At 55.3% G+C, this 14284-nt stretch carries 13 protein-coding genes; 5 read left to right on the top strand and 8 right to left on the bottom strand.

Going from position 1 to position 14284, the window contains the following annotated elements; all coding sequences use genetic code 11:
* Positions 1-9: 9 nt before the first annotated feature.
* The 4 genes from ACOTWU_RS18760 to ACOTWU_RS18745 all read left to right on the top strand — a co-directional run bounded on the left by ACOTWU_RS18760 (position 10) and on the right by ACOTWU_RS18745 (position 3597).
* Positions 10-1185 carry an MFS transporter gene (locus ACOTWU_RS18760; protein ID WP_023302811.1) on the top strand — a complete coding sequence of 392 codons (1176 nt, stop codon included), beginning with the start codon at positions 10-12 and terminating at the stop codon, positions 1183-1185.
* Positions 1154-2125 carry an HTH-type transcriptional regulator YidZ gene (gene yidZ / locus ACOTWU_RS18755; RefSeq protein WP_017383702.1) on the top strand — a complete coding sequence of 324 codons (972 nt, stop codon included), beginning with the start codon at positions 1154-1156 and terminating at the stop codon, positions 2123-2125. Before ACOTWU_RS18760 ends, yidZ begins: the two co-directional genes overlap by 32 nt.
* 122 nt (positions 2126-2247) lie before the next feature.
* Entirely contained in the window at positions 2248-2994 is a 747-nt protein-coding gene (locus ACOTWU_RS18750; RefSeq protein WP_017694032.1) for a 4'-phosphopantetheinyl transferase family protein, read from the top strand.
* A 36-nt stretch (positions 2995-3030) separates the two neighbouring features.
* Positions 3031-3597 (top strand): NADPH-dependent FMN reductase, encoded by a 567-nt coding sequence (locus ACOTWU_RS18745; protein ID WP_003861147.1) that lies wholly within the window; start codon positions 3031-3033, stop codon positions 3595-3597.
* 88 nt (positions 3598-3685) lie between these two features.
* Here ACOTWU_RS18745 and adeP read toward each other — a convergent pair whose 3' ends face one another.
* Positions 3686-5023 carry an adenine permease AdeP gene (gene adeP, locus ACOTWU_RS18740; RefSeq protein WP_017383704.1) on the bottom strand — a complete coding sequence of 446 codons (1338 nt, stop codon included), beginning with the start codon at positions 5021-5023 and terminating at the stop codon, positions 3686-3688.
* Positions 5024-5188: 165 nt separating this feature from the next.
* Here adeP and yieH point away from each other — a divergent pair, with 165 nt between their 5' ends.
* A complete protein-coding gene (yieH, locus tag ACOTWU_RS18735) occupies positions 5189-5854 on the top strand; it encodes a 6-phosphogluconate phosphatase (protein WP_126498964.1) in 666 nt (221 codons plus the stop codon).
* Positions 5855-5898: 44 nt separating this feature from the next.
* Here the strand turns inward: yieH and phoU are convergent, their stop codons facing one another.
* From phoU to glmU, 7 genes are all read right to left on the bottom strand, one after another.
* Positions 5899-6624 (bottom strand): phosphate signaling complex protein PhoU, encoded by a 726-nt coding sequence (phoU, locus tag ACOTWU_RS18730; RefSeq protein WP_003861153.1) that lies wholly within the window; start codon positions 6622-6624, stop codon positions 5899-5901.
* A gap of 26 nt (positions 6625-6650) precedes the next feature.
* A complete protein-coding gene (gene pstB, locus ACOTWU_RS18725) occupies positions 6651-7424 on the bottom strand; it encodes a phosphate ABC transporter ATP-binding protein PstB (RefSeq protein ID WP_003861154.1) in 774 nt (257 codons plus the stop codon).
* A 47-nt stretch (positions 7425-7471) separates the two neighbouring features.
* Positions 7472-8362 carry a phosphate ABC transporter permease PstA gene (gene pstA, locus ACOTWU_RS18720; RefSeq protein ID WP_003861156.1) on the bottom strand — a complete coding sequence of 297 codons (891 nt, stop codon included), beginning with the start codon at positions 8360-8362 and terminating at the stop codon, positions 7472-7474.
* Positions 8362-9321 carry a phosphate ABC transporter permease PstC gene (pstC, locus tag ACOTWU_RS18715; RefSeq protein ID WP_015570141.1) on the bottom strand — a complete coding sequence of 320 codons (960 nt, stop codon included), beginning with the start codon at positions 9319-9321 and terminating at the stop codon, positions 8362-8364. The genes pstA and pstC overlap by 1 nt, the downstream gene beginning before the upstream one ends.
* 128 nt (positions 9322-9449) lie before the next feature.
* A complete protein-coding gene (gene pstS, locus ACOTWU_RS18710; RefSeq protein WP_017383706.1) occupies positions 9450-10490 on the bottom strand; it encodes a phosphate ABC transporter substrate-binding protein PstS in 1041 nt (346 codons plus the stop codon).
* Between the two features lie 277 nt (positions 10491-10767).
* Positions 10768-12597, bottom strand: a complete 1830-nt coding sequence (gene glmS / locus ACOTWU_RS18705; protein WP_015570148.1) for a glutamine--fructose-6-phosphate transaminase (isomerizing) — start codon at positions 12595-12597, stop codon at positions 10768-10770.
* Positions 12598-12822: 225 nt separating this feature from the next.
* Positions 12823-14193 (bottom strand): bifunctional UDP-N-acetylglucosamine diphosphorylase/glucosamine-1-phosphate N-acetyltransferase GlmU, encoded by a 1371-nt coding sequence (glmU, locus tag ACOTWU_RS18700; protein WP_126498963.1) that lies wholly within the window; start codon positions 14191-14193, stop codon positions 12823-12825.
* Positions 14194-14284 lie beyond the last annotated feature (91 nt).

Below are 14284 nucleotides of genomic sequence, written 5' to 3'. Positions count from 1 at the left end.
GGGGGATTTATGGCTCGTTTTCTGTTCTGTAGTTTTGCGCTGGTTCTGCTGTATCCGTCCGGCATTGATATGTATCTGGTGGGGCTACCGCATATTGCCCGCGATCTGGGTGCCAGCGAGGCGCAACTGCACATCGCGTTTTCGGCCTACCTCGCGGGAATGGCGTCGTCGATGGTATTTGCCGGGAAAATCGCGGATAAAGCAGGCCGTCAGCCCGTCGCCATTACGGGTGCAGTTATCTTTGCGCTGGCATCAGTACTGTCTTCAGTGGCTCAGGAAAGCACAATGTTCCTGTCAGGCCGTTTTATCCAGGGCATTGGCGCAGGCGGCTGTTACGTGGTGGCCTTTGCCATTCTGCGCGATACCTTGAGCGCCCAGCGCCGCGCTAAAGTGCTGTCGATGCTGAACGGCATTACCTGCATCATCCCGGTGCTGGCACCGGTTGTTGGCTACCTGATTATGCTTAAATTTCCGTGGCAGAGTCTTTTCTGGACCATGGCCGCAATGGGCGCCATCGTCTTTATCCTGTCCGTGACGGTGCTGAAAGAGACCCATCCCGGTTCGCAACAGCCATATCACACCGCAACCCTCCATCCGGCTGAAAAGCTGATGAATCGCTTTTTCCTGAGTCGGCTGGCAATCACCACGCTTAGCGTGGCGGTGATCCTCACCTATGTAAACGTTTCCCCGGTGTTGCTGATGGAGACGATGGGCTTCGATCGCGGTGAGTATTCGACGGTGATGGCGCTAACCGCGATGGTGAGCATGGCGGTTTCATTCTCAACGCCCTTTGCGCTCAACATCTTCCGCCAGCGCACGCTGATGCTCACCTCACAGACGCTGTTCCTCGCCGCAGGCGTGATCCTGGCGACCGCCACCTCACACGCTGTAATGCTGGTGGGCATTACTCTGATCTGCGCCGGATTCTCCGTCGGCTTTGGTGTGGCAATGAGTCAGGCACTTGGCCCGTTTTCATTGCGGGCAGGCGTGGCAAGCTCGGTGCTGGGCATTGCGCAGGTCTGCGGTTCGTCACTGTGGATTTGGCTGGCGGCGGTGATCGGCCTTAACGCGCTGAATATGCTGATCGGGGTTCTGATTGGCTGTAGCATACTCTGCATTACCTTACTTATGGTCATCCAGCCCGCAGCGCACTATGAAGAAGCCCATCAGCAGTCTCGATCTTAATCTTTTACTTTGCCTGCAACTTTTGTTGCAGGAGCGCAGCGTCACCAAAGCCGCGAAGCGGATGAACGTGACGCCGTCCGCGGTGAGTAAATCGCTGGCGAAGCTGCGCGACTGGTTCGACGATCCGCTGTTTGTGAAAACGCCTTTAGGGCTATTGCCCACACCGCTGACGGTGAGTCTGGAACAGGATTTGGCCGACTGGATGCAGATTGGCAACCAGATCCTCGATAAATTCCACCATAGCTCTCCAGGCGGGCTTAAGTTTGTGCTCGCCGCCGAAACACCGCTGATGCTGATCCGCTTTAATACACTGCTGGAGCAGGTGAATGAACGCTACCCACAGGCGACGGTGAAGCTGCGCCAATGGGATTACGATTCGCTGGACGCCATTACGCGCGGAGAAGTGGATCTAGGCTTCACCGGGCGTGAAACGCACCCTCGCTCGCGCGAACTGCTAAAGCTGATGCCGTGGTTTATCGACTACGAAATCCTGTTCAGTGACCGTCCGTGCGTGTATTTGCGCGAGGATCATCCCGCGCTCCAGGAAGCGTGGGATCTGGAGACGTTTCTGCGCTACCCGCATATCAGCATCTTCTGGGAACGCAGCGACACCTGGGCGCTCGACGAGGTGCTAAGAGAGATGGGTCGGGAGCGTAACATCGCCATGAGTTTGCCCGGTTTTGAACAGTCGATGTTTATGGCGGCCCAGCCGGATCACAACTACATTGCCACTGCGCCGCACTACTGCCATCACTACAATCAACTCCACCAGCGTAATCTGGTCTGTCTGCCCATTCCCATCGATGAGGCGCAGGCAGAAAAGCTCACCGTCCCCTTCACGCTGATCTGGCATAAACGGAACAGCCATAATCCGAAAATCCTCTGGCTGCGCGAGACGATCAAAGCGCTGTATACCGCACCAGGTCAGGTTTTTGCCTAAGATAATGTAAAGTTCGGTGCTCAGGCTTCTCTTATTTCCATTTACTGATTAAAACAGAAGCTGAGTTAAGCGATAATCATGTAACCGTTTAACCGACTACGACCATTATCAAGGAGCGAAAAATGGCTACGCACTTTGCACGAGGAACATTAACGGAAGGGCATCTCGTATCGGCCAGACTTTCTTCAGCCTGTCACAGTGAGGCGCTCAAACTACCTGAACACCGCAGGACGCGGTTTTTAGCTTCCAGAGCGCTCCTCGCAGAACTGCTTTTTATGCTCTACGGCACCAGCGAATTACCGGACATACTCACCCAGCCAGAAGGTCGCCCGGTTTTTGCGGACCCGGCACTCCCCCATTTTTCCATTGCGTACACCGGCAACATTGTTGGCGTCGCGCTGACGACGGAAGGTGATTGCGGCCTGGATATGGAGCTACAACGCGTCACGCGCAGCTTCCATGGTGCTAACGCGCTCGATGAATACCCGCTCTCCAGCAATGAAAAGCTGTGGATACGTAACCAGAACGACCCCGTTGAAGCCAGAGCGCAACTCATCACCCTTCGCCAGAGCATCCGCAAACTGAGCGGCGCGGCGTCAGACGACGCCAGCCTGTTGCAGCTGCTCCCCGGCTCCGGACGCCTGCGCGCGACAAAAGCCTCGCTGGTAGAGGCACTCTGCGACGCTGAGGACGTACTGATCTGGTCCGTTGCGGTGACCCCCGCCATCGAACGGCTGAAAATCTGGGAGTTTGACAGCACTCGCGGTTGGCGTAGTCTTCCGGATGTACCTGAGCGCGCCAACGAGCCCGCCGCGCGCCTGATGCGATTAACCAGTTTACCGGCAGAAAAAGCATACACCCATAGCTGATCCGTCCAGGATCATCATGATGAAACAGGAGTAATCATGTCTGATACGTTGAAAGTTGTTACGTTACTGGGAAGCCTGCGCAAAGGTTCTTTTAACGGGATGGTTGCCCGTACGCTGCCGCAGCTGGCGCCTGCGGGAATGGAGATCAGTGCCCTGCCGTCCATTGGCGACATCCCGCTTTATGATGCTGACGTTCAGCAGGAAGAAGGGTTCCCGCAGAGTGTGGAAGCGATAGCCGAGCAAATCCGTCAGGCTGACGGCGTGGTGATTGTGACGCCTGAGTATAACTACTCGGTGCCGGGTGGTTTGAAGAACGCCATTGACTGGCTGTCCCGTTTACCGGAGCAGCCGCTGTCTGGTAAACCTGTGCTGATCCAGACCAGCTCAATGGGCGCCATCGGCGGCGCGCGCTGCCAGTATCACCTGCGTCAGATCCTGGTGTTCCTGGATGCGATGGTGATGAACAAGCCGGAATTTATGGGCGGCGTGATTCAGAACAAGGTCGACCCGCAGACGGGTGAAGTGGTGGATCAGAGTACGCGTGACCATCTCTCTGGCCAGCTGACCGCGTTTGGGGATTATATTAAGCGGGTGAAGGCCTGATAAAAAAGCCCGGTGGCGCTAGCGCTTACCGGGCCTACACTCGTCAGTAGGTCAGGTAAGCGAAGCGCCACCTGACACCACCAGCATCTTAGTGTGCATCAATAAACACAATCTTCAGCACAAACAGCAGCGCCACAATAATCACGCACGGGCTAAGTTCGCGGAAGCGGCCGGTACCGATCTTCATCACGCAGTAAGAGATAAAGCCCAGCGCGATACCTTCGGTGATCGAGAAGCTGAACGGCATCATCACCGCGGTAATAAATGCCGGAACGGCTTCCGTCAGATCTTCCCACTTCACGCGCGCCAGGCTTGAGGTCATCAGCACGCCGACGTAGATCAGCGCGCCGGCTGCCGCGTATGGTGGCACCATCCCCGCCAGCGGAGAGAGGAAGATCACCAGCAGGAACAGCAGACCCACAACTACCGCCGTCAGGCCGGTACGACCACCCACGGACACACCGGAAGAGGATTCAATGTAAGCGGTAACAGACGAGGTACCGATGAAAGAGCCGGCGACGGAAGAGATGCTATCCACATACAGCGCCTGCTTCATGCGCGGGAATTTGCCTTTTTCATCTGCCAGACCCGCTTTGTCGGTCACGCCAATCAGCGTACCGGAGGAGTCAAACAGGTTGACCAGCATGAAGGAGAAAATCACCCCGGCCAGTCCCAGGTTCAGCGAGCCCGCCAGATCAACGTGGCCAATCACGGTAGAGACGCTCGGTGGCGCAGAGACAATACCGTTGTAATGCACGTCACCCAGCATCCAGCCCAGCAGCGTGGTCACAATGATAGAGACCAGCACCGCAGCATGGATGTTGCGCGATGCCAGGATCGCGATGATAAAGAAGCCCAGCACGCCCAGCAGCACGCTGTGAGAGGTCAGGTTACCAATGCTCACCAGCGTTTCCGGGTTCGCCACGATAACGCCAGCGTTTTTCAGCCCCATCATGCCGATGAACAGACCGATACCGCTGGTGATGCCCACGCGCAGGCTCACGGGAATGTTCGCAATCATCCAGTAGCGCACGCGGAAGATGGTCAGCAGCAGCAGGCCGACCGCGCCCCAGAAAATAGCGCCCATCCCAACCTGCCACGGCAGGCCCATCGCCTGAACCACCACGAACGCAAAGAACGCATTCAGACCCATTGCCGGGGCCAGCGCCACGGGCAGATTAGCGAAAACGCCCATCAGGATGCTGCCAAGGGCCGCGATCAGACAGGTGGTTACAAAGACGGCGCTGGTGTCCATGCCAGCCACGCCCAGAATTTGTGGGTTAACGAAAACGATATAGACCATCGTCAGGAAGGTAGTAAAACCGGCGATCACTTCGGTGCGTGCCGTTGTGCCGTGCTCGCGCAGTTTGAACACGCGCTCAAGCAGCCCCTGACCAGATGTCTGGGTAGTGTGTTGTTGACTCATCATCAATTTCCGAACAAGGAGGGAAAATTCGTCGCTATCCTATACCAAAATGCGACAATAGTGGCGGTTACGGGATACTTTTTTCATTGATTTTGCTTATACGGCAACGATTGCGTCCCGGTGAACTGCCGTACGAAAACGTTAAACTTGTTAAAAGGGAAAGGCATGTCCGGAATTGAAGCGGTATTTTTCGACTGTGACGGTACGCTGGTCGACAGTGAGGTCATTTGTTCCCGCGCGTATGTCGCCATGTTCCATGAATTTGGTATTACGCTCGATCTCGAAGAGGTGTTCAAACGCTTTAAGGGCGTGAAGCTGTACGAGATTATCGACATCATTAACGAAGAGCACGGGGTGGGTCTGGTGAAAGCGGATCTGGAACCGGTGTACCGCGCCGAGGTCGCACGCCTCTTCGACGCCGAGCTGGAAGTTATCGCCGGCGCTAACGCGCTGCTGGATGCGATGACGGTGCCGATCTGCGTAGTCTCTAACGGCCCGGTCAGCAAAATGCAGCACTCGCTCGGCAAGCTGGAGATGTTGCACCACTTCCCGGAAAAACTGTTCAGCGGCTACGATATCCAGCGCTGGAAGCCCGATCCGGCGCTGATGTTCCACGCGGCGAAGGCGATGAACGTCAACGTGGAGAACTGCATTCTGGTGGATGACTCATCTGCCGGCGCGCAGTCAGGGATTGATGCGGGGATGGAGGTGTTTTACTTCTGCGCCGATCCGCACAACAAGCCGATCGACCATCCAAAAGTGACAACCTTTACCGATCTGGCGCAACTGCCAGCGTTGTGGAAGGCGCGCGGGTGGGATATTACGCGTTGAATTAACGTAGGGCGGGTAAGCGTTAGCGCCACCCGCCACACATATCACTCTTTCGGATCTTTACCCGCCAGCAGCTTGTCCAGCTCGTCGCCGCCCACGTGTCGGAAATCCTGCCCCTTCACGAAATAGAAAATGTATTCGCAAATGTTCTGGCAACGGTCACCGATACGCTCGATGGAGCGCGCACAGAACAGCGCGGTCAGTACGCTTGGAATGGTACGAGAATCTTCCATCATGTAGGTCATCAGCTGACGCACAATGCCTTCGTATTCCTGGTCAACTTTCTTGTCTTCACGGTAGATACGGACCGCTTCGTCCAGATCCATGCGCGCGAAAGCGTCCAGCACGTCGTGCAGCATCTGCACGGTGTGGCGCCCGAGAGACTCCAGGCTCACCAGCAGCGGCTGGTGCTGCTGGGAGAATTTCTCCAGCGCGGTACGGCAGATTTTATCCGCCACGTCACCGATACGCTCCAGCTCGGCGATGGTTTTGATGATCGCCATCACCAGACGCAGGTCGCTCGCCGTCGGCTGACGCTTCGCAATGATGCGCACGCAGGCTTCGTCGATGGCGACTTCCATCATATTGACGTTGTGGTCGCCTTCAATAACGCGCTTCGCCAGCTCGCTGTCCTGGTTGTGCATCGCCGTGATCGCATCAGAAAGCTGCTGCTCGACCATGCCGCCCATGGTCATCACCTGGGTGCGAATGCTTTCCAGCTCTGCGTTAAACTGGCCGGAAATGTGTTTATTAAGATTGAGGTTGTCCATGGTTTCTCCACATGCACTAAGGCAAATCAACCGTAGCGGCCAGTAATATAATCTTCGGTTTGTTTCTTCGCCGGACGAGTGAACAGCGCGTCCGTATCGCTGAACTCAATCAACTCGCCCAGATACATAAACGCCGTGTGGTCAGAACAACGTGCAGCCTGCTGCATGTTGTGGGTCACGATCACCACGGTGTAATCCTGCTTCAGCTCGGTGATCAGCTCTTCGATACGCCCGGTTGAGATCGGGTCCAGGGCTGAGCACGGCTCATCCAGCAGCAAGACTTCCGGGCGAATGGCGATACCGCGCGCAATGCACAGACGCTGCTGCTGACCACCGGAGAGAGAGTACCCACTCTGGTGAAGTTTATCTTTGGTTTCGTTCCATAATGCGGCCTTGGTCAATGCCCACTGCACGCGCTCGTCCATATCCGCACGGGAGAGCTTCTCAAACAGACGCACACCAAAGGCGATGTTGTCATAGATTGACATCGGGAACGGCGTGGGTTTCTGGAATACCATCCCCACTTTCGCACGCAGCAGGGCGATATCCTGGGTATTGGTCAGGATGTTGTCACCGTCCAGCAGAATTTCACCTTCTGCGCGCTGCTCCGGATAGAGCGAATACATTTTGTTAAAGGTGCGCAGCAGCGTGGATTTGCCACAGCCGGACGGACCGATGAATGCCGTTACCTGGTTTTTTGCGATATCCAGGTTGATATTCTTCAGGGCATGGAATTTGCCGTAGTAGAAGTTCAAATCACGAACCTGAATCTTACCCGGGGCAGTATCAACCATACTCATTGACTCATTTCCTCATTCGGCGCCACGGTGTGCCGCGCCGTAAAAATTTAACCGTGTTTCTTCTTCGCGAAAATGACGCGCGCCAGAATGTTCAGCAACAGTACGCAAAGGGTGATGATCAGCACCCCGGCCCAGGCCAGCTGCTGCCATTCCGCGAATGGGCTCATCGCAAATTTAAAGATCGTCACCGGCAGGTTGGCGATCGGCTGCATCATGTCCGTGCTCCAGAACTGATTGGAGAGGGCGGTAAACAGCAGCGGTGCGGTTTCACCGGCGATACGGGCGATAGCCAGCAGGATACCGGTCATGATCCCCGAGACGGACGCTTTCAGGGTGATCGCCGAAATCATCTTCCATTTAGGCGTACCCAGCGCGTAAGCCGCTTCACGCAGGCTGTCCGGCACCAGTTTCAGCATGTTTTCAGTGGTACGAATAACGATAGGCACCTGCAACAGCGCCAGCGCAATCACACCCGCCCAGCCGGAGAAGTGTTCCATTTGCGCCACCACGATGGTGTAAACAAACAGACCCACGACAATCGACGGGGCAGAAAGCAGAATGTCGTTAATGAAGCGGATGACTTCAGCGATCCAGGACTTGCGGCCATATTCCGCCAGATAGATACCCGCCATGATGCCCAACGGCGTACCGAAAACGGTCGCCCACAGGATCAGCAGGCCGCTGCCCGCCAGGGCGTTTGCCAGACCACCACCCGCCGTGTTCGGCGGCGGCGTCATCTCGGTGAACAGCGCCAGGGACATTCCATCAATACCCCGGGTGATGGTGGACATCAGGATCCAGATCAGCCAGAACAGGCCGAACGCCATCGTCGCCATGGAAAGCGTCAACGCAATGCGGTTTTTAATCCGGCGCTTTGACTGCATTTTGCGACGGGATTCCGCAAGCTGAGCGGTGTTTTGCATGTCGAGAGTCGCCATTAGCGTGCCCCCTCGTTTTTAGCCAGACGCATAATCATCAGCTTGGAGATAGCCAGCACAATAAAGGTGATAACAAACAGGATCAGGCCCAGTTCCATCAGCGCCGCAACGTGCAGCCCGGATTCCGCTTCGGCAAATTCGTTCGCCAGCGCAGAGGTAATACTGTTCCCAGGCATATAGAGCGAGGCGCTGTCGAGCTGGTAGGTGTTGCCGATGATAAAGGTGACCGCCATGGTTTCACCCAGCGCGCGGCCTAAGCCCAGCATAATGCCGCCAATCACCCCATTTTTGGTGAACGGAAGGACGATGCGCCAGATAACTTCCCAGGTGGTGCAGCCGATGCCGTAGGCGGACTCTTTCATCATCACCGGGGTTTGTTCGAAGACATCGCGCATGACCGCCGCAATGTACGGAATAATCATGATGGCGAGGATCACACCTGCCGCCAGAATGCCGATACCGAATGCCGGGCCGGAGAACAGCGCCCCCACAAACGGAATGGCAGAGAGAACGTTACCGACCGGCTCCTGGAAGTACGTCGCAAACAGCGGCGCGAAGATAAACAGGCCCCACATGCCGTAAACGATACTTGGGATGGCCGCCAGCAGTTCAATGGCGATACCCAGCGGACGTCGCAGCCAGCCTGGCGCCAGTTCCGTCAGGAACAGGGCAATACCGAAGCTCACCGGAACCGCAATCAGCAGGGCGATAAAAGAGGTCACCAGCGTGCCGTAAATCGGCACCAGCGCACCGTAAATATCGTTCGGCGCATCCCACTCTTTGGTCCACAGGAAGGCGAAACCAAATTTTTGAATGCTCGGCCAGGAGGAGAAAATCAGGGACACGATAATGCCGCCCAGCAGCAATAGCACAATCAGCGCAGCCAGTTTCACCAGCGCGCTGAAAATCATGTCACCTTTTTTACCCGGAGGGTTAAATGCAGGCTTGGTTGCAGCCATAAATTACTCTTCTTTTTGAGACGTTTTTACGAATATGCCCGGTGGCGCTGACGCTTACCGGGCCTACAGAGTAAACCGTAGGGCGGGTAAGCGCAGCGCCACCCGCCATCTTCGTTAAATATATCCTGTTAGTACAGCGCTTTACCGCTGCTGTCTTTCACGTTGGTTTTCCATGCAGCACGGATCTGCTCAACCACGCTGTCTGGCAGGCTGGCGTAATCCAGATCGTTAGCCTGTTTGCCGCCATTTTTATATGCCCAGTCGAAGAACTTCAGCACTTCAGCACCCTGCTCAGGCTTCTTCTGCTCTTTGTGGACCAGAATGAAGGTGGTAGACGTGATAGGCCATGCATCGTCGCCTTTCTGGTTGGTCAGGTCCTGCGCGAAGGATTTGCTCCAGTCAGCGCCTTTCGCGGCGTTGGCGAAGTTCTCTTCGGTCGGGCTAACCGGTTTGCCGTCGGCAGAAACCAGTTTGGTGTAAGCCAGGTTGTTCTGCTTAGCGTAGGCGTACTCTACGTAGCCGATAGAGCCAGGCAGACGCTGTACGAAGGCTGCGATACCGTCGTTGCCTTTACCGCCCAGACCGGTTGGCCAGTTAACGGTAGAGCCGGAACCGACTTTAGATTTCCACTCTTCGTTCACTTTCGCCAGGTAGCTGGTGAACACGAAAGAGGTACCAGAGCCGTCAGCACGACGAACCACCGCGATATTCTGCGAAGGCAGCTTAACGCCCGGGTTCAGCTTAGTGATGGCTTCGTCATCCCATTTTTTGATTTTGCCCAGGTAGATGTCACCCAGGGTTTTGCCGTCCAGCACCAGCTCGCCTGATTTCAGGCCAGGGATGTTAACAGCCAGCACAACGCCGCCGATCACGGTCGGGAACTGGAACAGGCCTTCCTGATTCAGTTTCTCATCAGACAGCGGAGCGTCGGATGCGCCGAAATCAACGGTATTCGCGGTAATTTGTTTTACGCCACCGGAGGAGCCGATACCCTGATAGTTGACCTTGTTACCGGTCTCTTTCTGGTAGGTATCCGCCCATTTGGCATACACCGGCGCAGGGAAGGTTGCACCAGCGCCAGTCAGGCTTGCTGCTGCAAAGGCAGAGAAAGCGCTCATTGATAAGGTCGCGGCGACAACAGTTGCGACAGTGGTACGCATAACTTTCATAATGTCTCCTGCAAGGATTTCGTAAATCATTGTTTAAGTGGCTACGATGAGCAAAATAGGACAAACAGGTGACAGATAAATGTACGAAATATGACAGTTTTATGACAAAGAAAGTTTCACTTAAAGAAAACCAAAAAGATCTTTAATTCTCATCCACTTAAATGGGAACGTGACGGCAGGATTTCAGTAATATTTTCTTTATGTGACACTGAAAAAATAGCTGAAAATGACAGGTTGTCATAAAAAAAACTCCACCCGAAGGTGGAGTCTGAAGGAGTTATTCTACGGTAACAGACTTCGCCAGATTTCGCGGCTGGTCAACGTCGGTGCCTTTGATCAGCGCGACGTGATAAGCCAGCAGTTGCAGCGGAACGGTATAGAAGATCGGCGCAATCACCTCTTCCACATGCGGCATCTCGATGATGTGCATGTTGTCGCTGCTGGCGAAACCGGCGTCTTTATCCGCAAAGACGTACAGAACACCACCACGGGCGCGCACTTCTTCGATGTTAGATTTCAGTTTTTCCAGCAGTTCGTTGTTCGGTGCCACCACGATAACCGGCATATCCGCGTCGATCAGCGCCAGCGGGCCATGTTTCAGTTCACCTGCCGCGTAAGCTTCAGCGTGAATGTAAGAGATCTCTTTCAGCTTCAGTGCGCCTTCCAGCGCAATCGGATACTGATCGCCACGCCCCAGGAACAGGGAGTGATGTTTGTCAGAGAAATCTTCCGCCAGCGCCTCAATGCGTTTGTCCTGAGACAGCATCTGCTCGATACGGCTCGGCAGCGCCTGAAGGCCATGCACAATGTCGTGTTCAACGGAGGCATCCAGACCTTTCAGACGCGCCAGTTTCGCCACCAGCATCAGCAGAACGGTTAACTGAGTGGTAAACGCCTTGGTGGAAGCCACGCCAATTTCAGTACCGGCTTTGGTCATCAGCGCCAGATCGGATTCACGTACCAGCGAAGAGCCCGGCACGTTACAGATGGCCAGCGAGCCCAGGTAACCCAACTCTTTAGACAGACGCAGCGCCGCCAGGGTATCAGCCGTTTCGCCAGACTGAGAAAGGGTGATCATCAGGCTGTTACGACGCACCGCAGATTTGCGGTAGCGGAACTCAGACGCGATTTCCACATCACACGGCACGCCCGCCAGGGATTCAAACCAGTAGCGCGAGACCATACCGGAGTTATAAGAGGTACCGCAGGCCACGATCTGAATGTGCTCGACTTTGCCCAGTAGTTCGTTGGCATTGGCGCCCAGCTCACTCAGATCCACTTCGCCGTGGCTGATGCGCCCGGTCAGGGTGTTTTTAATGGCGTTTGGCTGTTCGTAGATCTCTTTCTGCATGTAGTGACGGTAAGCACCTTTGTCGCCCGCGTCGTATTGCAGGTTTGATTCGATCTCCTGACGCTTAACCTGCTCGCCTTTCGTGTCGAATACGGTCACGCTGCGACGTGTCACCTCAGCAATGTCTCCCTCTTCCAGGAAGATAAAGCGACGGGTAACCGGCAACAGCGCCAGCTGGTCGGAAGCGATAAAGTTTTCACCCATGCCCAGACCAATCACCATCGGACTACCGGAACGCGCGGCCAGCAGCGTGGACGGGTCGCGGGAATCCATGATCACCGTACCGTAAGCACCACGCAGCTGAGGGATAGCGCGCAGCACCGCATCACGCAGTGTACCGCCCTTTGCCAGCTCCCAGTGCACCAGGTGAGCAATCACTTCGGTGTCGGTTTCAGAGACGAAGGTATAGCCGCGCGCTTTCAGTTCTTCACGCAGCGGTTCGTGGTTTTCGATAATGCCGTTATGCACCACCACAATGTGTTCAGACACATGCGGGTGTGCGTTGCCTTCAGATGGCTCACCGTGGGTCGCCCAGCGGGTATGTGCAATACCGGTGCCACCGTGCAGCGGATGTTCTTCCGCAGCCTGGGCCAGCATCTGCACTTTACCGAGACGACGCAGACGGGTCATATGACCTTCTGCATCGACCACAGCCAGACCGGCTGAGTCGTAACCACGGTATTCCAGACGACGTAAACCTTCGAGAAGGATTTCAGCAATATCACGCTGCGCAACTGCGCCAACAATTCCACACATAGTTAGATTTCCTGGTTATGGCGTTATGCCATGCGTTGTCGCTGACCTGTATTTGCCCTTTCCGGGCGCCCCGAGCCTTGTAGAGAGTGGGGTTATTTTTATGGGTACTGCTTGTGGGGGGAGATATATATTTATCTCCTCTCCCGGGTTTGCCTGATGTCGGCTACGCCTTATCAGGCCTACTCAATCGTAGGGCGGGTAAGCATAGCGCCACCCGCCTTGTTGTTACTTCTTCTTCACCGGGCGTTTCCAGCCCTGCTTGCTGACCTGCGGCACACGGCTTAACACCAGCTCGTTCTCGGCCACATCGCGCGTAACGGTTGTCCCGGCGGCAATGGTCACGCCTTTGCCCACGGTGACGGGCGCCACCAGCTGGGTATCGGAGCCTACAAACACATCATCACCGATGATGGTTTTAAACTTATTGGCACCGTCATAGTTACAGGTGATGGTTCCAGCACCGATGTTTACGTTGTCGCCAATTTCCGCATCGCCCAGATAGGTCAGATGACCGGCTTTCGAGCCCTTACCCAGACGCGCTTTTTTCATTTCCACAAAGTTACCTACGTGAGCGCCTTCCAGCAGCTCAGCGCCCGGGCGCAGACGCGCAAACGGGCCGATGGTACATGCCGCCTCAAGATGGGCATCTTCCACCACGCTGTACGGGCTGATTTCGCAGTCGTCACCGATCACGCTGTTTTTAATCACGCAGCCAGTGCCGATTTTGACGCGGTTGCCCAGCGTGACGTTACCTTCCAGGATAACGTTAGTATCTATTTCAACGTCGCGCCCGTGGGTCAGCGTGCCACGCAGATCGAAACGCGCCGGATCGCGCAGCATAACGCCCGCGAGCAACAGCTTTTCTGCCTGCTCGGACTGGTAAATACGCTCCAGGCGAGAAAGCTGGAGACGGTTGTTTACCCCGTCCGTTTCGCTGATGCAAGCCGGGTGAACGGCGGCAATCTCACGCCCTTCCTGGTACGCCATCGCAATGATGTCGGTGATGTAGTATTCACCCTGCGCGTTGTTATTGTTGAGTCTGGACAGCCAGCGCTTCATATCCGCACCGTTCGCAATCAGAATGCCGGTGTTGATCTCCTGAATCTGGTGCTGTTCGTCAGTGGCATCTTTATGCTCAACAATCCCGGTTACCTTGCCGTTTTCACGCGTAATGCGGCCATAGCCGGTTGGATCGTCCAGCACGACGGTCAACAAACCGATGCCGCCCTGCGGTTTGGCTTCACGCAGGCGAGTGAGGGTTTCAACGGATATCAGCGGGACGTCGCCGTAGAGCATCAGGATATCTTCATCATCAGCGAAGAAGGGTGCAGCCTGCTGCATCGCATGGCCTGTACCCAACTGTTCTGCCTGTAGCACCCAGTTGAGATTGTCGTCATGCAGCGTTTTTTTCAGCAGATCGCCGCCATGTCCATAAACCAGATGCACCTGGCTGGCGCCTAATTCATTCGCTGCATCAATAACATGCTGAACCATTGGCTTTCCTGCCAGCGTGTGGAGCACCTTAGGCAGATCGGAATACATGCGGGTACCTTTGCCTGCGGCAAGGATCACCACGCTCATCGCACTGTTTAACATACGCATCCTGACGGTAGTTTGTGTGAGAAGTAAAAACGTTTGATGCTTAAAATTCTACATCTTTTTCATCATGAATTAAGGCCGAAAAAAA

This window comes from Enterobacter cloacae complex sp. GYL001, from assembly GCF_049237125.1.
Classification (GTDB): Bacteria; Pseudomonadota; Gammaproteobacteria; order Enterobacterales; family Enterobacteriaceae; genus Enterobacter; species Enterobacter hormaechei_C.
The sequence above is the reverse complement of the archived record's forward strand: the minus strand, read 5'-3'. Positions and strand labels throughout refer to the sequence as shown.